Genomic DNA, 23447 nt, shown 5'->3' with positions numbered 1-23447 from the left:
GAAAAAATCTTCCGGGAGGGTGACCGGGGGCCGTGGGCCGGTGGAGTCAGCCGGTGAACCCGGCCGTGATCGACGTGAACTGCCAGTTGCTCTGGCTGATCCCGGAGCAGTTGCTCGTCACGCCGCCGCCCGGGCAGGGCCGGTCACGGTTGACCGACCAGAACGCGAGACGGGCGATGTGATGGGAGTTCGCCCAGTCCCGGATCTGGGTCCAGGTCGCGGGCGAGGTGAGCTCCTGCTGATCGGACAGGCCGTTCATGCCGGAGATGCCGATGTGGGCGTAGGCCGTGGCGTCGTCCCACCCGAAGGTGGACTTCAGCTTGTTCTTCAGCCCCTCCGAGGCGTTCACGGTGTTGCCGTACATGTCGGCGCCGCCGCCGAAGTCGAACGGCATGATCGTGAAGACGTCGATGTCCGCGTTCAGCGCCTTGGCCTGCTCGATGAGGCGGTTGCCCCAGTACGTCGGGCCGGTCGTGGAGGTGCCGAAGGTGAGCACGGTCCGCAGACCCGGGTTGTTCGCCTTGACGATCTTCAGGGCGTTCAGGATCCGGTCCTGCACGGTCGCGTTCTCGAACTCGTCCGTGTTCTCGATGTCGACGTCGATCGCCTTCAGCCCGTAGGCGTCGATGACCTTCTGGTACGCCCCCGCCAGTGCCTCGGCGCTGGAGCAGTTCGGGCCGAGCTTGTTGCCGCTCCAGCCGCCGATGGACGGGACGATGTCCCCGCCCGCGGACCGGATGGAGTTGATGACGCTCTGGTCGTTCCCGCCGGTCAGCGGACGCGACCCGTCCCAGGCGGGGTTGCAGCCGCCGGACGAGAGGATGAACGCCATCGTGTACCACTTGATCCCGGTCGAGCTCATCACCGAGGTCGCGCTCGGCGGATCGCCCCAGCCCAGGTACAGATAGGGCGCGGCCTGCTTGAAGCCGGTACCGCCACCGCCGCCCGCGTCCGTCGTGACGGTGACGGCGTTGGAGGCGGCCGACACATTCCCCGCCGCGTCCCGTGCCTTCACCGTGAAGGTGTAGCCCGTGCTGGGCGACAGCCCGCTGACCGTGGCGCTCGTACCGGAGACGCTGAGCACCTGGGTGGATCCGCGGAAGACGTCGTACGCGGTCACCCCGACGTTGTCCGTCGCGGCGTTCCACGCCAGCGACACGCTCGACGAGGTCTTGCCGGTGGACCGCAGGCCGCCCGGCACGCTCGGCGCCTGGCTGTCCGACCCGCCACCGGGCCCGTCGAGGCTGATGTCGTCGGCGTAGTAGGTGCCCTGGGCGTACCAGCCGTGCACATAGACCTGGGCGCTGGTCTGGGAGGGACCGGTGGTGAAGGACAGCGACAGCCGGCTGTACTCCGACGGCGACGACGTCCAGGTGGAGGTACCGCCGTCCACACCGAGGTAGACGTAGGACCCGCGCACCCAGCCGCTGAGGCTGTACGTGGTGTTCGGCTGCACCGCGACGGTCTGGCCGCACTTGGCGTTGTCGCTCGAACTGGCCGCCCCGGCAAGGGCCTTGGAGCCACCGTGCACGGGTGAGGAGACGACCGACCCGAGATTGCCGGTGCAGCTCCACGGGGAGAGCCCGCCCGACTCGAAGCCGGCGTTGGACAGGACGTTGGCCGCTTGGGCCGTACCGGGAAGGGCGACGGCTCCGGCGAGCGCCAGAGCGGTGCAGCCGAGCAGAGCGAGAAGTCGACGTCTCAGACGTCTGAGGGGTTGGTTGCGCACGTGATCTCCCTGGGAAAAGTGGGGTGTTCGGGAGTGCACAGGTGCAGAGATGTGCGGAGAAGTGTGCGCAGACCAAGTTGGTATGGACCAATTCCGGTGTCAAGTGCCGGCGCCGAGATTGGTCCATACCAAGGGTGATGGAACGCTTCAAGGGGCGCGGGGAACTGCGCGATCAACCACGCACGACCCGCACCCGGCGAACGACCTAGAGCGGCAGGACCTGAGCCGTCCCGCTCTCGAACGCGTCAACCGGTGCCGGGGACGGCACGGCCGGGAGCAGCGGCTCCGTCTCCTCGGCCGCCCGCTGCTGCGGAATGGACACCGGCCTCAGCTGCCGCGGCCCCGAGACGACCGTGTAGTCCTGCCCCAGGAACGGCGGGACGACCTCGCCCGGGTCCTCGCCGAGCGCCAGCTGCACGGCCAGCCACGGCACATTGACCCCGCACAGCGACAGCTGGTGCAACCCGCCCGCGGGGCGCGTGTTGACATCCATCAGCACCGGGGTGTCCCCGAACATCCGGAACTGGATGTTGGAGAGGTAGTGCAGCCCGAACCCTTCCGCGATCAGCCGCGCCGGCTCCAGCCACTGCTCCTGGAGCGTGAACCCGCGCCGGCGCCCGCTCTTGCTGCGCCCGATCGCCAGCCGCACCCGGTTGTCCGGCCCGGTCAGGCAGTCCACCGACACCTCCGGCTGCTCCAGCCGCGGCATCACCAGCCAGTCCACCGGCTCGTCGGTCCGCCGCAGGGCGTCCACCACCAGATCCAGCTGCACATAGGGCGTCGGGAAGCCGCTGAGGTGCATCAGGGAGAAGGGGGAGCGCGTGATCACCCGGAAGCCCACCCCGCCCGCACCGGACGCCGGCTTGAAGCAGGCCTTGTGCCCGGCCTCTTCCAACTCCTCGACGGCGGCGACGAGTTCATCGGCGTCGCGCACCCGCCACCACGGCGGCACCGGCACCCCGACGGCCTGCACGGCCTCGTACGCGATCACCTTGTCCTGGAAGACGGCCACGGCCTCCGGGGGCGGCGCCAGCAGCGCCGTACCGACCGCCTCGAACTCCGCGCGGTGCGCCACGATCGCCGACTGGTGCATCCGGGGCACGAACACGTCGATGCCGCGGCGCCCGCACTGGGCGAGGGCGTACTCCACGTACCCGGCCGGGGACAGGCCCTCCGGCTCCAGTTCGGCGGTGTCGGCGGCGGCGAGGACGGGCGAGTCCGCGTCCCCGTGCGTCGCATGGATCTCCACGGCCCGATCGCTGGGATTTCGTCGCAGCTGATCCATGAAGAACACGTTCTCCGCGTACGTGCGGTTGAGCCAGACGCGTACGCGAGAGACCATGCAGGGCCGTCCTTTCGGGTGTGCGGGCAGGGCGAAGCAGGCCCGTACCCGGGCAGGGAGTTTGGAGGGACACCGAACCGCCCTTGCGAAGGGACGTTCACGGCGGTGGTGTTGGGGCGATCATACGGGTTTCAAGGGGTGCCGCGTGCAACGTACGTGTTACGGAATTGCGGATGCTTCCTGACCGTCCGGAGCGCCTTCGCTACTCCCTCCCGGTGACGACGCGATCCGGCCTTGTACCGGGGGAGGACTGTGTGTTCTCGTGGTCCTGTTCGTGTGATCGTTCCGTGTGATCGGAAATGGTTCCGTGTGATCGGAAGGGGCAAAAGGGTGACGTCGAGGGCCGGCGGTGCCGGACAGCTGCTGGCCATCAGCGACCTGCACATCGGATACGACGAGAACCGCGCTCTCGTCGAGAAGATGCGCCCCGACTCGGACGACGACTGGCTGCTCGTCGCCGGCGATGTGGCGGAGACCGTCGCCGACATCCGCTGGGCCCTGAAGACGCTGGCCGGACGCTTCGCCAAGGTCGTCTGGGTGCCCGGCAACCACGAGCTGTGGACCCACCCGAAGGACTCGGTCACCCTGCGCGGCGTCGAGCGCTACGAGCATCTGGTAGAGGTGTGCCGGGAACTAGGCGTGACGACCCCCGAGGACCCCTACCCCGTCTGGGAGGGACCCGCCGGCCCGGTCGTGGTGGCGCCCCTGTTCCTGCTGTACGACTACTCCTTCCTGCCCTCCGGCTGCACCACCAAGGAGGAGGGGCTGAAGTACGCGCACGGCACCGGGATCGTGTGCAACGACGAGTACCTGCTGCACCCCGACCCCTACCCGTCCCGCGAGGACTGGTGCGAGGCGCGCGTCGCCGAGACCGAACGGCGGCTCGCCGCACTGCCCGAGGACCTGCCCACCGTCCTCGTCAACCACTATCCGCTGGACCGGCACCCTACGAACGTGCTGTGGTACCCCGAGTTCGCCATGTGGTGCGGCACCCGGCTGACCGCGGACTGGCACCGCAGATTCCGCGTCGAGACCATGGTCTACGGCCACCTCCACATCCCGCGGACCACCTGGCACGAGGGCGTCCGCTTCGAGGAGGTCTCGGTGGGCTACCCGCGCGAGTGGCGCAAACGACCGGACCCGCCGGGCCGTCTGCGCCGCATTCTGCCGAAGGAGGGCATGGCCCGTTGATCGAGGAACTGCTGCCGGACCCGGTGGTCACCGTCGAGGCGTACGGCAACGACGAACACGCGGGCGCGGCCCTGTACCCCGAGGAGGAGGCCGTCGTCGCCAAGGCGGTCGACAAGCGCCGCCGGGAGTTCGCCGTCGTGCGCTCCTGCGCGCGTCGCGCCATGGAGAAGCTCGGCGTGCCCCCGCAGCCGATCCTGCCCGGTGAGCGCGGGGCTCCCGGCTGGCCTGCCGGTCTGGTCGGCAGCATGACCCACTGCGACGGCTACGGCGCCGCCGCGCTGGTCCGCGCCGTCGATCTGGCCTCCCTCGGCATCGACGCCGAACCCCACAAGACCCTCCCGGAGGGCGTACTGCCCGCCGTCGCGCTGCCCGCCGAGGCGGACCGGCTGCGCCGGCTGGCCGGCGATCACCCCGAAGTCCACTGGGACCGGCTCCTGTTCAGCGCCAAGGAGTCCGTCTACAAGGCGTGGTTCCCCCTCACGGGAAAGTGGCTGGACTTCACCGAGGCCGACATCGACGTCTTCGCCGACCCCGGCGAACGGCACAGCGGCGGCCTGCGCGCCCGGCTCCTCGTGCCCGGCCCGCTCGTGGGCGGGCGCCGGATCGACGTCTTCGAGGGCCGGTGGACCGTCCAGCGGGGCCTGGTGGCGACCGCGGTGGGCGTGCCGCACACCTGAGCCCCGGCCGGCGCCGCTCGCCCCGCTAGGGCTCCGCCGGGCACCAGCTCGTCAGCAGCCGGAAGAACGCCTCCTCGTTGCCCGTCAGACCCGCGGCCGCCAGGGCCTGTTCCGCCTCGGCGAGCACGGCCGGCGGCACCAGCGGTGGTCGGCCCTTCCCGGGAGGACCGTCGAACGCGGCTCGTACGGTGTGCAAAAGCCGCAGGTAGGCCTGGACGGCGGTGCGCTCGCGATCGGTCAGTACGGCAGTGGGCATCGGTCGGCTCTCCCCAAGTCGGCGTCGTCGCGTCACGCCCCGCACATGAGGGCGCACCACCAGCTTGCCGTCCACCACTGACAATCGGGTCCGGCCCCACGTCCGTTCGCCCGCTTAGCGGAGGCGAAACCTCCTCGAAATCCCTGGTGGGAAAGGTGTCCCTACGCTTTGGGCAACGGCTTTCGGCCGCACGCCCGCGGTCGGGAGAGCGGCAGGAACGGAGGTGGGCGAGTGGCCGATGCCCATGGCCGACGCCCGGTGCGCGCCGTACGGCTGCGTCCGGTCGGCGACGGAGAACTCGCGTTGCAGTACCGCGTCGTGCACGGCTACCGGCGCGCCTTCCGCATGGCCGGCGAGGGGCCGGTGCTGGTGCTGATCCACGGCATCGGGGACTCCTCCGACACCTGGGCCGAGCTGATCCCCGACCTCGCCCGCACGCACACCGTGATCGCCCCGGACCTGCTCGGCCACGGCGCCTCCGACAAACCGCGCGCCGACTACTCGGTCGCCGCCTACGCCAACGGCGTGCGGGATCTGCTCACCACGCTCGGCATCGAGTCCGCGACGCTGGTCGGGCACTCGCTGGGCGGGGGAGTGGCCATGCAGTTCGCCTACCAGTTCCCCGAGCGCACGCAGCGGCTGATCCTGGTCAGCGCGGGCGGCGTGGGCCGCGAGGTCAATCCGGTGCTGCGGCTGGTCTCGCTGCCGGGCGCCCATCTGATGCTGTCCGCGCTGCGGCTGCCGGGGATGCGGCTGCAAGTGGGGCAGGCGGTACGGCTGATGAGGTTCCTCGACACCGACCTCGGGCAGGACGCGCCGGAGCTGCTGACCCTCGTCGACGCCCTGCCCGACGAGACCTCGCGCAACGCCTTCATCCGTACCCTGCGGGCGGTGGTCGACTGGCGCGGGCAGGTGGTCACCATGCTGGACCGCTGCTATCTGACCGAGGGCATGCCGACCATGCTTCTGTGGGGCGACCGGGACAGCGTGGTGCCGGTGCGGCACGCCTACGGCGCGCACGAGGCGATGCCCGGCAGCAGGCTGGAGATCTTCGAGGGGGCGGGCCACTTCCCGTTCCACACCGACCCGGACCGCTTCGTGGCGCTGGTCGAGGAGTTCACCGGCAGTACGGCCGCCGCCGACTGGAGCCGCGAGAACTGGCGCGAGATGCTGCGGGCGGGGCGGCCCGGCACGGCGGCGGGACAGCCGGACACCGACCGTTCCCGGGCGGTGGAACGCGAACTGCGGGAGGCGAGCGAGCGCAGCGCGACCTGAGCCGTGACGCGGCACCCGACCGGGGATGTGGCCCTGGTCAGCCCTGCGGCCCCAGATAGCCGAGCGAGGCCTCGATACGACCGGCCAGATGGTCCCGCTGCCCCCGCACCGACGAGTCCGCCAGCCAGGTGCGGCACTTGCTGGCCAGCAGCAGGCCGAAGCTCTCCGCCTCCTGCTCGTCGGCCTCGTCGAAGCGGCTGCGGGCGGCGACCTTCAGCACCGTGGAGCGCAGATCGGCGTCGTCGCAGAGCAGCCGGGCCGCGACGGTCGCGCCCTCGATGCTGTGGGAACAGTGACCGGCCTTCATGTGCCACAGCTCATGGCCGAGGATCACCAACTGGTGGTCCGGCGCGGTGCGTTCCTCGATCACGACCAGGTCCTGGTCGGCCATGTCGAGCCACAGCCCGCTGGCGGTGCCGGCCGGGAAGGCGGCCGTACGGAAGTGGACGGGACGGCCGCGGCGTCTGCTCATGGCGTCGCACAGCGCGCCGTAGAGCACGCCCGGTGCCGCGGGAGCGGGGAGCTCCAGCTCCGCGATCAACTCGCCGCACAGGCGGCGCATTTCCCTACCGATGCCCACTGATCTCCCGTTCTCCCCGGATCACGACTCGGGTCGCTTGACGCTCTCCAGGAGCATGTCCAGCCACTCCGCGACCTTGTCGCGGTGCTGGTCGGTGGGCAGTTGGGCGGCACGCCACGCTATGCCGCGCACGCCGTGGTCCTGGAGGAGTCTCTCCAGCGGGTCCTCGGCGGCCTGGGCCGCCTCGCGCTCCGCGAGCTTCTGGAGGAGGTCCTGCTCGGTGCGCTGGAGGGAGCCGGCGAGCGCCTCGGGGTCCTCGGCCGTGAGGAATCCGGCATGCACCCGGAAGAAGCGCTGGATGGCGTCGCAGTGCTCCATGGTGGGCCGTCGGTCGCCGTTGATCAGGGCGCCGGCCTGCTGACGGGACATGCCCGCACCGTCGGCGATCTCCTGCTGGGTGTACTTGCGGCCGTTCGGCTTCAGCCGGGTGCGCCGCAACAGGTCGAGCCGCTGGAGGAAACGCGCCTGCACATCCGGCTCACCCGCGGGGCGGCCGCTCAGCAGGGCCTTCACGACCGGCTCGGGGACGCCGGAGGCGACGGACAGCCGCCCGGTGTCGCAGACCTCCGCGTGCGACACGCCGAGCCGGTCGGCGAGCGCGGTGACACGGGCGACGACGGCCGGCAGCGCTACCGTCGGCGTGGCGCCCGAACCCTCGAAGCCATCCGTCACCGGCAGATCTCCTACGTCTCTCACAGGCTCCTCACAAGCCCTTCCCGTGAACTCGACGGAGATTACCGGGTAGTTCGAACTCACATCCAGGTCTCGCCACAACTGTGGCCAATTTCAGCCGTCAACAGACATGAAATGCCACGATAGTTGACACGGCTCTGGCCCGGGCATCAGGATCGGGGCGCCGCGTGAAGGCCGCATAGGCAAGAGGGGTGACCTCCCGATGGCATACCAGGCAGGTGGGGAGCGGTCCGTGCCGCGCCCCGTCCTCGAGACGCCGGAGGCCCAGGCGTATCTGCGGGACTACGCCGCTCTCGTGGAGGCCGTGCCCTTTCCGTCCGTCGTGTTCGACCACCGCTGGGACGTCGTTCTGACGAACACCGCTTTCGCGTCACTTTTCCGCGGTGTGGGTCCGCATCCGACGGCGATGCCCGGTGAGAACTTCCTCAGATTCGTGCTCTTCCACCCGGACGCGAGCACGGTCCTCGGCGAGCACGAGTCCAGCTGGTGCCTGCCGATGCTGGCCCACTTCGCCGCCGCCGTGGAACGGCACGGCCATGACCACGGGTTACAGGCCATCCGCCGTGACATCGCCCAGGACCCGATCATGGAGGCCGCCTACCGGCAGGGTCTGCCGCACTGGATCCGCGCGGTCGGTGAGCAGGCCGTCGCCCGGGACGGTGCCGTACGGCCGCTGCTGCACCCGGACCCGCGCTGGGGCGCGACCGAGTGTCGGGTCGTGGACGAGACGCCCAGGACCCTTGAGGAGATGGGCTACACCCGGCTGACCCTGGTGCTGCGCGAGCTGCGCCGCGAGCGGACCCGGACGCGAGTGCCACGCCGCGGGGCGGCCCATCTGCGTGTCGTGCCCGCCACCGAGGACTGAACGGGGCACCGTCGGCGTTCAGGTCGCCGACGGCGCCCCGTCAGCACGCGGGGAGTTTGTTTCGTGGGACGAACGGGCGCACCATTCCGTCCTAGGGTGGTGTGTGACATAGTACTGCCGTGAGCGAGCGACTGACCTGCGACGTCGTGGTCGTCGGAGCCGGCATGGTGGGCGCGGCCTGCGCGCTGTACGCGGCCCGGGCGGGCCTGGACGTGATCCTCGTCGACCGCGGCCCGGTGGCCGGCGGCACCACCGGCGCCGGTGAGGGCAACCTCCTCGTCTCCGACAAGGAACCGGGACCCGAACTGGACCTCGCGCTGCTGTCCGGCCGGCTGTGGGGCGAACTGGCGGGGGAGTTCGGCACGGCCGTCGAGTACGAGGCGAAGGGCGGTGTCGTCGTCGCCTCGTCCCCGGACGGGCTCACGGCGCTGGAGCGGTTCGCCGACGACCAGCGCGCCGCCGGGGTCATCGCCGAACCGGTCGCGGTCGACGCCCTGTACGCCCTCGAACCCCACCTCGCACCGGGCCTGCCGGGCGGCGTCCACTACCCCCAGGACTGCCAGGTCATGCCCGCCCTGGCCGCAGCCCACCTCGCCCGCGGCTCGGGCGCCCAACTGTTCACCGGCCGTACGGTGACCGACGTACTGCGCACGCGGGCCGGCGTGGTGCGCGGGGTCCGCACCGACAGCGGCGACATCCACGCCCCGGCGGTCGTCAACGCCGCCGGCACCTGGGGCGGTGAACTCGCCGCGCTCGCGGGCGCCCCGCTCCCCGTCCTCCCGCGCCGGGGTTTCGTCCTGGTCACCGAACCCCTCCCGCGCAAGGTCCGCCACAAGGTCTACGCCGCCGACTACGTGGCCGACGTGGCCAGCGACTCGGCCGCGCTCCAGACCTCCCCGGTCGTCGAGGGCACCGCGGCGGGCCCGATCCTCATCGGCGCGAGCCGCGAACGCGTCGGCTTCGACCGGACCTTCTCGCTGCCCGTCCTGCGGGCGCTGGCGGCGGACGCCACGCGGCTGTTCCCGTTCCTGACGGACGTCCACGCGATGCGCGCCTACCTCGGCTTCCGCCCGTACATGCCGGACCACCTGCCCGCCATCGGCCCCGACCCCCGCGCGCCCGGTCTGCATCACGCCTGCGGTCACGAGGGCGCCGGCATCGGACTGGCCACCGGCACCGGCCACTTGATCGCACAGGCCCTGACCGAGAAGACGTCCGACCTGGATCTGACGCCGTTCCGCCCCGACCGCTTCGCCGAGGAGGCCGTATGAGCACCCCTGTGGAGCTCGCCGGCGCCGACCCGGGCCCGGCCTTCACGGTCACCCTGGACGGCCGTGAGATCCGGGCCCTGCCCGGCCAGACGGTCGCCGCCGCGCTGTGGGCGGCCGGGGTCACGTCCTGGCGTACCACCCGGGGCGGGGGCCGCAGCCGTGGTGTCTTCTGCGGCATCGGTGTCTGCTTCGACTGCCTGATCACCGTCAATGACCGCCCGAACCAGCGGGCCTGTCTGGTGCCATTGCACCCGGGCGACGCCATCCGGACGCAGGAGGGGACGGGGCACGATGAGTGAGCGCGACCTCGCACCGCGGGAGCCGCAGCTCGTCGTGATCGGCGCGGGGCCCGCCGGACTCGCCGCGACGATCGCCGCCGCGGCCCGAGGCGTTCGGGTCACCCTGATCGACTCGGCGACGGACGCGGGCGGTCAGTTCTACCGACAGCCGGCCGCCGGGCTGCGGGCCGGCAGCCCGCAGGCCCTGCACCACCAGTGGCGGGCGTGGCAACGGCTGCGGGACGGGTTGGCCGCACATGTGGAGGCGGACCGCGTACGGCATCTGACGGATCATCATGTCTGGTTCGTCCAGCGCCTGTCCGACGGCGGATTCACCGTCCACGCCCTGCTCGGCCCCGCACAGCAAGAGCCGGCCGAGGTGCGCGCCGACGCCGTGCTCCTCGCCACCGGCGGCTACGAGAAGGTGCTGCCCTTCCCGGGCTGGACCCTGCCCGGGGTCGTCACGGCGGGCGGGGCCCAGGCCATGCTCAAGGGCAGCCTCGCGATCTCCGGGCGCACCGCGGTCGTCGCCGGGACCGGGCCGCTGCTGCTCCCCGTGGCGACCGGGCTCGCCGCGGCCGGCGTCCAGGTGGCCGCGCTGGTGGAATCCGCCGATCCGAGGGCGTTCGTACGCCGTGCCCACGCGCTGGCGGCCCAGCCCCACAAGGTCGCCGAGGGCGCGCAGTACGGGCTTCGGCTGCTGCGTCACCGAGTGCGGCTGCTCGCACGGCACACCGTCGTCGAGGCGCACGGTGCCGACCGGTTGGAGGCCGTCACCGTCGCCGCACTCGACGCCGACGGGCGGGTCAGGCCCGGCACCGGGCGTCGTATCCCCTGCGAGACCCTCGCCGTCGGCCACGGCATGATCCCGCACACCGACCTCGCCGAGACCCTCGGCTGCGGCCTCGACGGACTCGCCGTACGGGTCGACGACGAGCAGCGCACCGATGTGCCCGGAGTCTGGGCCGCGGGGGAGACGACCGGCATCGGAGGGGCGGCGCTCTCGCTCGCCGAGGGGCACATCGCCGGGCGATCGGCTGCCGCCCGGCTGCGCGGTGCGCGGCCCGACCCGGCCCGGTGGGCGGCAGCCGCCAAGGCCCGTGGCCGGCTGCGCGCCTACTTCGCCGTACTTGACTCCGTGTACGCTCCGCCGGCGCGCTGGGCCGAGCGGATCACCGACGACACCGTCGTCTGCCGGTGCGAGGAGGTCACCGGCGGTGCGATCCGGGCGGCGGTGGTGGAGTTGGGTGCCGGGGACGCGAGGACCGTGAAGCTGCTGACCCGGGCCGGGATGGGATGGTGTCAGGGGCGGGTGTGCGGGCCGGCGGTCGCGGGTCTCGCCGGGTGCGAACTGACCCCTGCGCGCAGGCCCTTCGCCCGGCCCGTGCCGCTCGGCGTGCTGGCGCGGGCGGGGGAGAGCGAGGACGGCTGAGCGCGACGAGGTCGCCGGGTCGCGCCGGGCCGCCGGTCAGTCGGTCAGTCGGTACGAGAACAATGCAATGTCACACTCCACTGAGAGGGAATCCGAGATGGCCATCACCGAACACCGTCCCTGGCGTGGCGTCCTGGTCGCCACGGCGCTGCCGCTCGACGACAACCTCCGTGTCGACCACGGCAGGTACGCCGAGCACTGTTCCTGGCTCGTCGAGAACGGCTGCGACGGTGTCGTACCGAACGGGAGCCTCGGGGAGTATCAGGTCCTCACCCCCGAGGAGCGGGCGAAGGTCGTGGAGACGGCTGTCGCCGCGATCGGCGGGTCGCGGGTCATGCCCGGTGTGGCCGCGTACGGTTCGGCCGAGTCCCGGCGCTGGGCCGAGCAGGCCCGGGACGCGGGCTGCGCGTCCGTGATGCTGCTGCCGCCGAACGCCTACCGCGCCGACGAGCGCTCCGTCCTCGCCCACTACGAGGAGGTCGCCGGGGCGGGCATCCCGGTCGTGGCGTACAACAACCCCATCGACACCAAGGTCGACCTCGTCCCCGAACTGCTCGCCAGGCTGCACGGTGAGGGGTACATCCAGGCGGTGAAGGAGTTCTCCGGCGATGTCCGGCGCGCCTACCAGCTCGCCGAACTCGTCCCGGAACTGGACCTGTTGATCGGTGCCGACGACGTCCTGCTGGAGCTTGCGCTCGCGGGCGCGAAGGGCTGGGTGGCCGGCTACCCGAACGCGCTGCCCCGGTCCACCGTCGAGCTGTACGGCGCGGCCGTCGGCGGCGACCTCGACACCGCCAAGAAGCTCTACACGCAATTGCACCCGCTGCTGCGCTGGGACTCCAAGGTCGAGTTCGTACAGGCGATCAAGCTCTCCATGGACATCGTGGGCCGGCCCGGGGGACGCTGCCGTCCACCGCGGGTGCCGCTGCTGCCGGAGCAGGAGGCCGCGATCCGCGCCGCCACGGAGCAGGCCGTGGCCGCGGGACTCGCCTAGTCACCAGGGAGGCTGGACCCATGCGCAGCAAACTCGTCCTGCACGCCGTCGACTCGCACACCGAGGGCATGCCGACCCGCGTCATCACCGGCGGGATCGGGACCGTCCCCGGCGCGACCATGAACGAGCGGCGGCTGTACTTCCGTGAGCACCGCGACGACATCAAGCAGCTCCTGATGAACGAGCCGCGCGGCCACTCGGCCATGAGCGGTGCCATCCTCCAGCCGCCGACCCGCCCCGACTGCGACTGGGGTGTCCTCTACATCGAGGTCTCCGGCTATCTGCCGATGTGCGGGCACGGCACGATCGGGGTCGCGACCGTGCTGGTCGAGACCGGCATGGTCGAGGTCGTCGAGCCGGTCACCACGATCCGGCTGGACACCCCGGCGGGCCTGGTGGTCGCCGAGGTGGAGGTGGAGGACGGCGCCGCGAAGGCGGTCACCCTGCGGAATGTGCCGTCCTTCTCCGTCGCGCTCGACCGCAAGATCACACTCCCCGACGGGCGCACGGTGACATACGACATGGCATACGGCGGCAACTTCTATGCCATCCTGCCGCTGGAGCAGTTCGGACTGCCCTTCGACCGCTCCCGCAAGGACGACATCCTCAAGGCGGGGCTGTCGTTGATGGCGGCGATCAACGCCGACGAGGAGCCCGTCCACCCGGAGGACCCGTCCATCCGGGGCTGCCACCACGTCCACCTGATCGCCCCCGGCGCCACCGCCCGGCACTCCCGGCACGCGATGGCCATCCACCCCGGCTGGTTCGACCGCTCGCCCTGCGGCACCGGCACCAGCGCACGCATGGCACAGCTGCACGCGCGGGGTGAACTCCCGCTGCACACCGAGTTCGTGAACGAGTCCTTCATCGGCACCCGCTTCACAGGCCGCCTCCTCGGCACCACCGAGGTCGCGGGCCGCCCCGCCGTGCTGCCCAGCTTCACCGGGCGCGCGTGGATCACCGGGACCGCGCAGTACCTGCTCGACCCCTCGGACCCCTTCCCGGCCGGGTTCGTGCTGTAGGGAAGCGGCCCGGCTGAGCACGGGCGCCGGTCATAATGGCCGGTACCGCGTGACGGTAGCGCGTGACATTGCACCAGGTAGGAGACATCGCATGGCCGCCCAGCGCACCGGCGCCGCCCCGTCCACCGCAGCCGCCCCGGCGCTGCCCAGCCTGGGCGGCCGGAAGAGCAGCTACCGGGAGCGGGTCGCCGACGCCCTGCGGGCCGCGCTGATCGCCGGGGAACTGCTCCCGGGCGAGGTGTACTCGGCGCCCGCGCTCGCCGCCCGCTTCGGAGTCTCGGCGACCCCGGTGCGCGAGGCCATGCTGGACCTGGTCAAGGAGGGCCTGGTCGACACCGTCCCCAACAAGGGATTCCGGGTCACCGCGGTCTCCGAGAAGCAGCTCGACGAGTACACCCACGTCCGGGCGCTCATCGAGATCCCGACGGTGGTGGAGTTGGCCCGCACCGCCGACAAGGTCTCCCTGGAGGCGCTGCGCCCCGCCGCCCGGGAGATCGTCCAGGCCGCCGTCGCCGGTGACCTCATCGCGTACGTCGAGGCCGACACCCGCTTCCACCTCGGCCTGCTCGCCCTCGCCGGCAACGCCCACCTCGTCGAGGTCGTCGGCGATCTCCGCAAGCGCTCCCGCCTCTACGGCCTCACCGCCCTCGTCGAGGCCGGCCGTCTCCTGGCCTCGGCCGAGGAACACCTCGAACTCCTCGACGCACTGCTCGCCCGCGACGAGAAGTCCGTACGCGAGGTCATGACCCGCCATCTCGGGCATGTCCGGGGGCTGTGGGCGGCGAAGTAGCAGGGTCACGGAGTTCGATCGAAACCCCGAACGCAAGCCGTTTGCGTTTCTTGCGCTATTCTTGCGTTCATGACGCGACGACTTGCTGAAGTGGCGAAGAAGGTCGGGGTCAGCGAGGCCACGGTCAGCCGGGTGCTCAATGACAAACCCGGTGTCTCCGAGGCCACCCGGCAGGCGGTGCTGTCGGCGCTGGACGTCCTCGGCTACGAGCGGCCCACGCAGTTGCGCGGCGAACGTGCCCGGCTCGTCGGGCTGGTGCTGCCCGAGCTGCAGAACCCCATCTTCCCGGCGTTCGCCGAGGTGATCGGTGGCGCGCTCGCCCAGCTCGGGCTGACGCCGGTGCTGTGTACGCAGACCAAGGGCGGGGTGTCCGAGGCCGACTATGTCGCGCTGCTGCTGCAACAGCAGGTCTCCGGGGTGGTGTTCGCCGGCGGGCTGTACGCGCAGGCCGACGCGCCGCACGATCACTACAAGGAGCTCGCCGACCGCAACATCCCGGTCGTGCTCGTCAACGCGGCCATCGAGCACCTGGGCTTCCCGGCCGTGTCCTGCGACGACGCCGTGGCCGTCGAACAGGCCTGGCGGCATCTGGCCTCTCTCGGCCACGAGCGCATCGGGCTGGTGCTCGGGCCGGCCGACCACATGCCGTCGGCGCGCAAGCTGGCCGCCTCGCGAAGTGTCGCGGGGGAGTTGCCCGAGGAGCGCGTGGCGCGGGCCATCTTCTCGATCGAGGGCGGTCACGCCGCCGCCTCCCGGCTGATCGACCGGGGGGTCACCGGCATCATCTGCGCGAGCGACCCGCTGGCGCTCGGCGCGATCAGGGCCGCCCGCCGCAAGGGACTCGGCGTCCCGGCGCAGATCTCCGTCGTCGGCTACGACGACTCGGCGTTCATGAACTGCACGGAACCCCCGCTCACCACCGTCCGCCAGCCCATCGAGGCCATGGGCAGGGCGGCCGTGGAACTGCTGAGCGCGCAGATCGGCGGCAGTGCCGTACCTGCGGAAGAGCTGCTGTTCGAGCCGGAACTGGTGGTGCGCGGTTCCACGGCACAGGCGCCCCGCGTCTGACGCCCGATCCGCTCCTCGTCCCTTCGTCCCGGAGATCCATCCGACTGTTAAAAAATTTCAAATCTCGCGCGACATCTTGCGTTCAGATGTTGCCGGTGCTTGAGTGTGCGGCGCCCACCGCTCCTGCCCAAAGGGGTCCACCGATGAGAAGCACCGGGTTCCGCCGTTCCTTTGCCACGCTGAGCGTCTGCTCCCTCGCCCTGGCCGTCTCCGCCTGCGGGTCGGGCGACGACGACTCGGCGAGTGGCAAGACCCGCATCACGGTCAACTGCATGCCGCCCAAGAGCGCCAAGGTCGACCGCCAGTTCTTCGAGCAGGACATCGCGTCCTTCGAGAAGGCCAACCCGGACATCGACGTCGTGGCCCATGACGCGTTCCCCTGTCAGGACCCGAAGACCTTCGACGCCAAACTCGCCGGCGGGCAGATGGAGGACGTCTTCTACACGTACTTCACCGACGCCCGGCACGTCGTCGACATCAACCAGGCCGCCGATCTCACCCCGTACGTCAAGGAACTGAAGAGCTACGGCACCATCCAGCAGCAGCTGCGCGACATCTACACCGTCGACGGCAAGATCTACGGCATCCCGCGCACCGGCTACTCGATGGGTCTCATCTACAACAGGGCGCTCTTCGAGAAGGCCGGCCTCGACGCCGAGAAGCCCCCGGCCACCTGGGACGAACTGCGTGCCGCCGCCAAGAGGATCGCCGGCCTCGGCAACGGCACCATCGGCTACGCCGACTACAGCGCCCAGAACCAGGGCGGCTGGCACTTCACCGCCGAGCTGTACTCCCAGGGCGGGGACGTGGTGAGCGCGGACGGCAAGAAGGCCACCGTCGACACCCCCGAGGGCCACGCCGTGCTGCAGAACCTGCACGACATGCGCTGGACCGACAACTCCATGGGCAGCAAGCAGCTCCTGGTCATCAACGACGTCCAGCAGATGATGGGCTCGGGCAAGCTCGGCATGTACCTCTCCGCCCCCGACAACATCCCGATCCTGGTCAAGGAGAAGGGCGGCGACTACAAGGACCTCGCGCTCGCCCCCATGCCCGGCGGAGAGGGCACGCTCATCGGCGGCGACGGCTACATGTTCAACAAGAAGGCGAGCCCCGAGCAGATCCGCGCCGGCCTGAAGTGGCTGGACCACATGTTCCTCACGCCCGGCGACGGCTTCCTCGGCGACTACGCCCGCGCCAAGAAGAACGACGCCCCCGTCGGACTGCCCGAGCCCCGGCTGTTCACCGGCGCCGCCGACGCAAAGGACCAGCAGGTCAAGGAGGCCAACGCCAACGTCCCGGTGGAGAACTACCAGGCCTTCCTCGACGGCAACCAGAGCCTCGACATGAAGATCGAGCCGCCCAGCGCCCAGCAGATCTACTCCGTCCTCGACGGTGTGGTCTCCGCCGTCCTCACCAAGAAGGACGCCGACATCGACCAGCTTCTGAAGGACGCGTCCGGGAAGATCGACAGCATTCTGGCCCGGAGCTGACGGCCCATGACCAAGACGGCTCAGCGACGGACTGTCGCGAAGGTCGCGGCAACCCCGTCGGTCCACCCCATGCAGGCGCCGCCCCCGGCAGGGGACCGGAGGCGGCGCCGCCTCGCCGACCAGGCCCGCGCCTACGGCTTCCTCCTCGGCGGCCTCGTCTGCTTCGCCCTGTTCTCCTGGTACCCGGCGATCCGCGCCGTCGTGATCGCCTTCCAGAAGTACACGCCGGGCAGCGACCCCGAGTGGGTCGGCACCGCCAACTTCACCCGTGTCTTCTCCGACCCGGAGTTCGCGGCGGCCTGGCGCAACACCCTCACCTTCACGCTGCTCGCCCTGCTGATCGGCTTCGCGATCCCCTTCGTACTCGCCCTGGTGCTGAACGAGTTGCGGCACGCCAATGCCGTCTTCCGGGTGGTCGTCTACCTCCCGGTGATGATCCCGCCGGTCGTCAGCGCCCTGCTGTGGAAGTGGTTCTACGACCCCGGCACCGGTCTGGCCAACGAGGTGCTGCGCTTCCTGCACCTGCCCACCTCGAACTGGTCCAACGGCGCCGACACCGCACTCGTCTCCCTGGTCATCGTCGCCACCTGGGCCAACATGGGCGGCACGGTCCTCATCTACCTCGCCGCCCTCCAGTCCATCCCGGGCGAGCTGTACGAGGCGGCCGAGCTCGACGGGGCGAACCTGCTGCAGCGCATCCGGCACGTCACCGTCCCGCAGACCCGGTTCGTGATCCTGATGCTGATGCTCCTTCAGATCATCGCCACGATGCAGGTCTTCACCGAACCGTTCGTGATCACGGGCGGCGGCCCGGAGAACGCCACGGTCACCGTCCTGTACCTGATCTACAAGTACGCCTTCCTCTACAACGACTTCGGCGGCGCCTGCGCTCTCAGCGTCATGCTCCTCGTGCTCCTCGGCGCCTTCTCCGCCGTATATCTGCGTCTGACGCGCACCGAAGGGGAGGACGCATGACCACCCGGACCCTGCTCTCCCCGGCGGCCCTGGCCCGGCCGCGCGGCAAGGCCGTCTACTGGACCGTCTTCACCGGCACCGTCCTGCTGTTCACGCTCGCCTTCCTCTTCCCCGTGTACTGGATGGTGACCGGCGCGATGAAGTCGCCGGACGAGGTGGCACGCACCCCGCCCACCCTCGTGCCGGAGCAGTGGCACCTCAGCGGCTACACCGACGCCTGGGACCTGATGCAGCTGCCCAGCCACCTGGGGAACACGGTCGTCCAGGCCGCCGGCGCCTGGCTGTTCCAGATCGTGTTCTGCACGGCCGCCGCCTACGCCCTGTCCAAACTGCGGCCCGTCTTCGGCAAGGTGGTCCTCGGCGGCATCCTCGCCACGCTGATGGTCCCGGCCCAGGCGCTCGTCGTACCGAAGTACCTGACCGTGGCCGACCTCGGGCTGCTCAACGACCCGCTCGCCATCTGGCTGCCGGCCGTCGCCAACGCCTTCAACCTCTATCTGCTGAAGCGGTTCTTCGACCAGCTCCCGCGCGATGTCCTTCAGGCCGCCGAGATCGACGGCGCCGGGAAGCTTCGCACCCTGTGGTCGATCGTGCTGCCGATGTCCCGGCCGGTCCTCGGCGTGGTCTCGATCTTCGCCCTGGTGGCCGTCTGGCAGGACTTCCTCTGGCCGCTGATGGTCTTCTCCGACACCGACAAACAGCCGATCAGTGTGGCGCTCGTCCAGCTGTCGCAGAACATCCCGCTGACCGTGCTCATCGCCGCGATGGTGATCGCGAGCATCCCCATGGTCGCGATGTTCCTGGTCTTCCAGCGGCACATCATCGCGGGGATCGGTGCGGGCAGCACCAAGGGCTGACGTCCTACTCGTTCTCGTTCTCACAGAAGGGGCCACACCGTGGCAGAGCCCCGTCATGCCGCCGCACAGTGGTGGCGCTCCGCCGTCATCTACCAGGTCTACGTCCGCAGCTTCGCGGACGGCGACGGCGACGGCACCGGCGACCTCGCGGGCGTCCGCGCCCGGCTGCCGTATCTCGCCGAACTCGGCGTGGACGCCCTGTGGTTCACGCCCTGGTACGTCTCACCGCTCAAGGACGGCGGCTACGACGTCGCCGACTACCGCGCTATCGACCCGGCGTTCGGCACCCTCGCCGAGGCGGAGAAGCTCATCGCCGAGGCACGTGAGCTGGGCATCCGCACGATCGTAGACATCGTGCCCAACCACGTCTCCGACCAGCACCCGTGGTTCCGGGCCGCGCTGGCCGCCGGTCCCGGCAGCCCCGAGCGCGAGCTGTTCCACTTCCGGCCCGGACGCGGCCCGGACGGCGACCTCCCGCCCAACGACTGGCCGTCACAGTTCGTCGGCTCCACCGAGCCCGTGTGGACCCGGCTGCCGGACGGCGAGTGGTACCTCCATCTGTTCACCCCCGAGCAGCCCGACCTCAACTGGGCCCACCCCGCCGTCCGTCAGGAACACGAGGACATCCTGCGCTTCTGGTTCGAGCGGGGCGTGGCCGGCGTACGTATCGACTCGGCCGCGCTGCTCGCCAAGGACCCGGCGCTCACCGACCTCGCCGACACACCCGACCCGCACCCTTTCGTGGACCGCGACGAACTCCACGACATCTACCGCTCCTGGCGGACCGTCGCCGACGACTACGACGGTGTCTTCGTCGGCGAGGTCTGGCTCCCCGACCCCGAGCGCTTCGCCCGCTATCTGCGCCCGGACGAGCTGCACACCGCCTTCAACTTCGCCTTTCTGTCCTGCCCCTGGGACGCCGGGCGGCTGCGCGCGTCCATCGACACCACCCTCGCCGAGCACGCGCCCGTCGGCGCTCCCGCCACCTGGGTGCTGTGCAACCACGACGTCACTCGCACGGTCACCCGCTACGGCCGCGCCGACACCGGCTTCGACTTCGCCGCCAAGGCCTTCGGCACCCCGACCGACCTCGCCCTCGGCACCCGGCGGGCCCGCGCGGCCGCCCTGCTCTCGCTCGCGCTGCCCGGGGCCGTCTACCTCTACCAGGGCGAGGAACTCGGCCTGCCCGAGGCCGACATCCCCCTCGACCGCATCGAGGACCCGATGCACGCCCGCTCCGGCGGCACCGACCCGGGCCGGGACGGCTGCCGGGTGCCGTTGCCCTGGGCGGCCGAGGCGCCGTACGCCGGTTTCGGCGCGCACGAGGAGCCGTGGCTCCCGCAGCCCGCCGGCTGGGCCGCGTACGCCGCCGACCGGCAGGCCGCCGACCCGCACTCGATGCTCGCCCTGTATCGCCGGGCGATCGCGTTGCGCCCGGAGTTCGGCGACGGCCCGCTGACCTGGCTGCCGGCACCTGAAGGCGCGCTGGCCTTCACTCTCACGGCGGGTGTCACCTGCGTGGTGAACCTCGCCGACGCACCCGCCGACCTGCCCGACCACACCGAACTCCTCCTCACCAGCGGCCCCCTGGACCCCGACGGGCGGCTGCCGAAGGACACCGCGGCCTGGCTGCGCGCCTGACCGCGGACCGCTATCCCCGCACCCCCACCACGAAGGGATCAGCACATGCAGTACACGCGCAGATCTGTCAGGATCATGCCAACGGCAATCACCGTCGCCCTCGCCGCCGGCCTCCTCACCGCCACGGTCCCCGCCGCCCACGCGGCAGCCGGCGCCGACCTCCCCTTCACCTCGGTCGAGGCCGAGTCCGCGACCACGACCGGCGCGAAGATCGGCCCCGACTACACACAGGGCACCCTCGCCTCGGAGGCCTCCGGACGTCAGGCCGTACGCCTCACCTCCGGCCGGCGCGTCGAGTTCACCGCGCCGCGCGCGGCCAACGCCCTCAACGTTGCCTACAGCGTCCCGGACGGCCAGACCGGCTCGCTGAACGTGTACGTCAACGGCACCAAGCTCGCCAAGACCATCTCCGTCACCTCCAAGTACTCCTACGTCGACACCGGCTGGATCCCGGGCGCCAAGACCCACCACTTCTACGACAACGCCCGTCTCCTGCTCGGGCAGAACATCCAGGCCGGCGACAAGGTGGCCCTGGAGGCGGCGAACGCCCAGGTCACGGTCGACGTCGCCGACTTCGAGCAGGTCGCGGGCGCGGCGAGCCAGCCCGCCGGGTCGGTGTCGGTGACGTCCAAGGGCGCCGACCCCACCGGCCAGGGCGACTCCACGCAGGCCTTCCGGGACGCCATCGCCTCGGCGCAGGGCGGCGTCGTGTGGATCCCGCCGGGCGAGTACAAGCTGACGTCCTCCCTCAGCGGGGTCCAGAACGTCACCCTACAGGGCGCGGGCAGCTGGCACTCGGTCGTGCGTACCTCGCGGTTCATCGACCAGTCGAGCTCGTCCGGCGGCGTCCACATCAAGGACTTCGCGGTCATCGGCGAGGTCACCGAGCGGGTGGACTCCAATCCCGACAACTTCGTCAACGGCTCGCTGGGGCCGAACAGTTCCGTCTCCGGGATGTGGCTCCAGCACCTCAAGGTCGGCCTCTGGCTGATGGGCAACAACGACAACCTCGTCGTCGAGAACAACCGCTTCCTCGACATGACCGCCGACGGCCTCAACCTCAACGGCAACGCGCGCGGGGTGAAGGTCCGTCACAACTTCCTGCGCAACCAGGGCGACGACGCGCTCGCCATGTGGTCGCTGTACGCGCCGGACACGAACAGCAGCTTCGAGAACAACACCATCACCCAGCCGAACCTGGCCAACGGCATCGCGATCTACGGCGGCACCGACATCACCGTCAAGGACAACCTGATCTCCGACACCAACGCCCTCGGCAGCGGCATCGCCATCTCCAACCAGAAGTTCCTCGACCCCTTCCACCCGCTGTCCGGCACCATCACCGTCGACGGCAACACCCTGGTCCGCACCGGCGCGATGAACCCCAACTGGAACCACCCGATGGGCGCCCTGCGCGTCGACTCCTACGACAGCGCCATCGAGGCGCAGGTGAAGATCACCAACACGACGATCACCGACAGCCCCTACAGTGCCTTCGAGTTCGTCTCGGGCGGCGGGCGCGGCTACGCGGCCAAGAACATCACCGTCGACGGCGCCACCGTCCGCAACACCGGGACGGTCGTCGTGCAGGCCGAGGCCCAGGGTGCCGCCACCTTCCGCAACGTCACGGCCACCGGCGTGGGCGCCGCGGGTGTCTACAACTGCCCCTACCCCGCCAACTCCGGGACCTTCACCCTCACCGACGGCGGCGGCAACTCCGGATGGTCCAGCACCTGGTCCGACTGCTCGACCTGGCCGCAGCCCGGCCAGGGCAACCCCGACCCGGATCCGGACCGCAACCTCGCCAAGGGCCGCTCGGCCACCGCCACCGGCTCACAGGACGTCTACACGCCCGGCAAGGCGGTCGACGGTGACGCGAACACGTACTGGGAGTCCAGCAACAACGCCTTCCCGCAGTCCCTGACGGTCGACCTCGGCTCCCGCGAGGCGGTCCGCCGTCTGGTGCTCAAGCTGCCGCCGTCCTCGGCGTGGGGCGCCCGCACCCAGACCATCACGGTGCTGGGCAGCACCGACGGCTCGAACTACACCACGGTCGTCGGCGCCACCGGCTACCGCTTCGACCCGGCCACCGGCAACACGGCCACCGTCGCCCTGCCCGCCGGCACCGACCTGCGGTACCTGCGGCTGTCGGTCAGCGCCAACACCGGCTGGCCGGCGGGCCAGTTCAGTGAGGTGGAGGCGTATCTGACTTCGTGACCGCGTCCTGCGGAACCCCGCGCTTCGCCGCCTGTATCTGCTGGTACACATGGGTGCGCAGCTCGGCGAAGCGCGGGTCCACGCGGGTGTGCAACTGGTCCCGTTCGGCGGGCAGTTCGACCTTCAGCTGCTCCTGTACGACGGTGGGGGAGGCGGACAGCACGATCACCCGCTCGCCCAGGTACACGGCCTCGTCGATGTCATGGGTGACGAACAGGATGGTGATGCCGCGCTGCCGCCACAGCCCTCGAACCAGATCCTCCAGGTCGGCGCGGGTCTGCGCGTCCACCGCCGCGAACGGTTCGTCCATCAGCAGCACACTCGGCTCGTAGGCGAGTGCGCGGGCGATGGCGACGCGCTGCTGCATGCCGCCGGACAGCTGCCAGGGGTACGCCCCCGCGGCGTCCGCCAGCCCCACCGACTCCAGCGCGTCACGTACCAGCTCCCGACGCCGCGCCTTACCCAAGTTCTTTTGTTTCAGGGGGAGTTCGACGTTCTCCCCGACACGCATCCAGGGGAAGAGGCTGCGCCCGTACTCCTGGAAGACGAACGCCATGCCGGGCGGCGGACCGCTCACCCTCCGTCCCTCCAGGAGCACTTCGCCGCTCGTCGGCGTGAGCAGGCCGCCCATGCACTTCAGCAGCGTCGTCTTGCCGCAGCCCGAGGGCCCGACCAGACAGACCAGTTCCCCGGCGTCCACGGTGAAGGTGAGGTCGCGCACCGCCTCCACGCGCCGTCCGGAACCCTCGTAGACCTTCCGCAGGCCGCGTACGTCGAGCATGACCCTCCCCTTCATGGTGT

Annotated in this window: 22 protein-coding genes; 16 read left to right on the top strand and 6 right to left on the bottom strand. The window is 70.6% G+C overall.

The window, feature by feature from the left end; translation table 11 throughout:
• Positions 1 to 46 precede the first annotated feature (46 nt).
• Together ACFPQ9_RS03640 and ACFPQ9_RS03635 are read right to left on the bottom strand one after the other, a co-directional pair.
• Positions 47 to 1729 (bottom strand): carbohydrate binding domain-containing protein, encoded by a 1683-nt coding sequence (locus ACFPQ9_RS03640; RefSeq protein WP_380846349.1) that lies wholly within the window; start codon positions 1727 to 1729, stop codon positions 47 to 49.
• 205 nt (positions 1730 to 1934) lie between these two features.
• Positions 1935 to 3071, bottom strand: coding sequence for an ATP-grasp domain-containing protein (locus ACFPQ9_RS03635; RefSeq protein ID WP_380846346.1), 1137 nt, complete (start codon positions 3069 to 3071; stop codon positions 1935 to 1937).
• Between the two features lie 330 nt (positions 3072 to 3401).
• Here ACFPQ9_RS03635 and ACFPQ9_RS03630 point away from each other — a divergent pair, with 330 nt between their 5' ends.
• Positions 3402 to 4262, top strand: a complete 861-nt coding sequence (locus tag ACFPQ9_RS03630) for a metallophosphoesterase family protein (RefSeq protein ID WP_380846343.1) — start codon at positions 3402 to 3404, stop codon at positions 4260 to 4262.
• A complete protein-coding gene (locus ACFPQ9_RS03625; RefSeq protein ID WP_380846340.1) occupies positions 4259 to 4939 on the top strand; it encodes a 4'-phosphopantetheinyl transferase family protein in 681 nt (226 codons plus the stop codon). Before ACFPQ9_RS03630 ends, ACFPQ9_RS03625 begins: the two co-directional genes overlap by 4 nt.
• Positions 4940 to 4964: 25 nt before the next feature.
• Here the strand turns inward: ACFPQ9_RS03625 and ACFPQ9_RS03620 are convergent, their stop codons facing one another.
• The gene (locus ACFPQ9_RS03620) at positions 4965 to 5195 is read right to left on the bottom strand and encodes a hypothetical protein (protein WP_380846337.1); all 231 of its coding nucleotides are present in this window, start codon (positions 5193 to 5195) and stop codon (positions 4965 to 4967) included.
• Between the two features lie 231 nt (positions 5196 to 5426).
• On the opposite strand from ACFPQ9_RS03620, the gene ACFPQ9_RS03615 reads away from it, so the two are divergent.
• Positions 5427 to 6470: an alpha/beta fold hydrolase gene (locus ACFPQ9_RS03615; RefSeq protein WP_380846334.1), complete on the top strand. Its 1044-nt coding sequence runs from the start codon at positions 5427 to 5429 to the stop codon at positions 6468 to 6470.
• Between the two features lie 37 nt (positions 6471 to 6507).
• Here the strand turns inward: ACFPQ9_RS03615 and ACFPQ9_RS03610 are convergent, their stop codons facing one another.
• Together ACFPQ9_RS03610 and ACFPQ9_RS03605 are read right to left on the bottom strand one after the other, a co-directional pair.
• Entirely contained in the window at positions 6508 to 7032 is a 525-nt protein-coding gene (locus tag ACFPQ9_RS03610; RefSeq protein ID WP_380846331.1) for a toxin-antitoxin system, toxin component, read from the bottom strand.
• Between the two features lie 39 nt (positions 7033 to 7071).
• Positions 7072 to 7722 (bottom strand): helix-turn-helix domain-containing protein, encoded by a 651-nt coding sequence (locus tag ACFPQ9_RS03605; protein WP_380848378.1) that lies wholly within the window; start codon positions 7720 to 7722, stop codon positions 7072 to 7074.
• 223 nt (positions 7723 to 7945) lie between these two features.
• On the opposite strand from ACFPQ9_RS03605, the gene ACFPQ9_RS03600 reads away from it, so the two are divergent.
• The 13 genes from ACFPQ9_RS03600 (at position 7946) to ACFPQ9_RS03540 (ending at position 22646) form a co-directional block, all read left to right on the top strand.
• The gene (locus tag ACFPQ9_RS03600) at positions 7946 to 8608 is read left to right on the top strand and encodes an MmyB family transcriptional regulator (RefSeq protein WP_380846328.1); all 663 of its coding nucleotides are present in this window, start codon (positions 7946 to 7948) and stop codon (positions 8606 to 8608) included.
• Positions 8609 to 8727: 119 nt separating this feature from the next.
• Positions 8728 to 9879 (top strand): NAD(P)/FAD-dependent oxidoreductase, encoded by a 1152-nt coding sequence (locus ACFPQ9_RS03595; RefSeq protein ID WP_380846325.1) that lies wholly within the window; start codon positions 8728 to 8730, stop codon positions 9877 to 9879.
• The gene (locus ACFPQ9_RS03590) at positions 9876 to 10178 is read left to right on the top strand and encodes a (2Fe-2S)-binding protein (protein WP_380846322.1); all 303 of its coding nucleotides are present in this window, start codon (positions 9876 to 9878) and stop codon (positions 10176 to 10178) included. Before ACFPQ9_RS03595 ends, ACFPQ9_RS03590 begins: the two co-directional genes overlap by 4 nt.
• Positions 10171 to 11589 carry an FAD-dependent oxidoreductase gene (locus tag ACFPQ9_RS03585; RefSeq protein ID WP_380846319.1) on the top strand — a complete coding sequence of 473 codons (1419 nt, stop codon included), beginning with the start codon at positions 10171 to 10173 and terminating at the stop codon, positions 11587 to 11589. The genes ACFPQ9_RS03590 and ACFPQ9_RS03585 overlap by 8 nt, the downstream gene beginning before the upstream one ends.
• A gap of 97 nt (positions 11590 to 11686) precedes the next feature.
• Complete coding sequence (locus tag ACFPQ9_RS03580) at positions 11687 to 12583, top strand: dihydrodipicolinate synthase family protein (RefSeq protein WP_380846316.1); 897 nt, start codon at positions 11687 to 11689, stop codon at positions 12581 to 12583.
• Positions 12584 to 12603: 20 nt separating this feature from the next.
• On the top strand, positions 12604 to 13605 hold the full coding sequence (locus ACFPQ9_RS03575; RefSeq protein ID WP_380846313.1) for a proline racemase family protein: 1002 nt from the start codon (positions 12604 to 12606) through the stop codon (positions 13603 to 13605).
• Between the two features lie 91 nt (positions 13606 to 13696).
• A complete protein-coding gene (locus tag ACFPQ9_RS03570; RefSeq protein ID WP_380846310.1) occupies positions 13697 to 14395 on the top strand; it encodes a GntR family transcriptional regulator in 699 nt (232 codons plus the stop codon).
• A gap of 69 nt (positions 14396 to 14464) precedes the next feature.
• Entirely contained in the window at positions 14465 to 15463 is a 999-nt protein-coding gene (locus ACFPQ9_RS03565) for a LacI family DNA-binding transcriptional regulator (protein ID WP_380846307.1), read from the top strand.
• 143 nt (positions 15464 to 15606) lie between these two features.
• Positions 15607 to 16956 (top strand): ABC transporter substrate-binding protein, encoded by a 1350-nt coding sequence (locus tag ACFPQ9_RS03560; RefSeq protein WP_380846304.1) that lies wholly within the window; start codon positions 15607 to 15609, stop codon positions 16954 to 16956.
• A gap of 6 nt (positions 16957 to 16962) precedes the next feature.
• Positions 16963 to 17931 (top strand): carbohydrate ABC transporter permease, encoded by a 969-nt coding sequence (locus ACFPQ9_RS03555; protein ID WP_380846301.1) that lies wholly within the window; start codon positions 16963 to 16965, stop codon positions 17929 to 17931.
• Positions 17928 to 18788, top strand: a complete 861-nt coding sequence (locus ACFPQ9_RS03550; protein ID WP_380846298.1) for a carbohydrate ABC transporter permease — start codon at positions 17928 to 17930, stop codon at positions 18786 to 18788. Before ACFPQ9_RS03555 ends, ACFPQ9_RS03550 begins: the two co-directional genes overlap by 4 nt.
• A gap of 39 nt (positions 18789 to 18827) precedes the next feature.
• Positions 18828 to 20429 (top strand): glycoside hydrolase family 13 protein, encoded by a 1602-nt coding sequence (locus ACFPQ9_RS03545; RefSeq protein ID WP_380846295.1) that lies wholly within the window; start codon positions 18828 to 18830, stop codon positions 20427 to 20429.
• 75 nt (positions 20430 to 20504) lie between these two features.
• The gene (locus ACFPQ9_RS03540; RefSeq protein ID WP_380846292.1) at positions 20505 to 22646 is read left to right on the top strand and encodes a discoidin domain-containing protein; all 2142 of its coding nucleotides are present in this window, start codon (positions 20505 to 20507) and stop codon (positions 22644 to 22646) included.
• Here the strand turns inward: ACFPQ9_RS03540 and ACFPQ9_RS03535 are convergent.
• Complete coding sequence (locus ACFPQ9_RS03535; protein ID WP_380846289.1) at positions 22615 to 23427, bottom strand: ABC transporter ATP-binding protein; 813 nt, start codon at positions 23425 to 23427, stop codon at positions 22615 to 22617. The two genes, ACFPQ9_RS03540 and ACFPQ9_RS03535, sit on opposite strands and share 32 nt — an antisense overlap.
• Between the last annotated feature and the right edge of the window lie 20 nt (positions 23428 to 23447).

Source organism: Streptomyces coerulescens (assembly GCF_042657965.1).
In the GTDB taxonomy this organism is placed as follows: domain Bacteria; phylum Actinomycetota; class Actinomycetes; order Streptomycetales; family Streptomycetaceae; genus Streptomyces; species Streptomyces coerulescens.
Note: the sequence above shows the minus strand (reverse complement) of the source record. Positions and strands in the feature narration are given on the sequence as shown.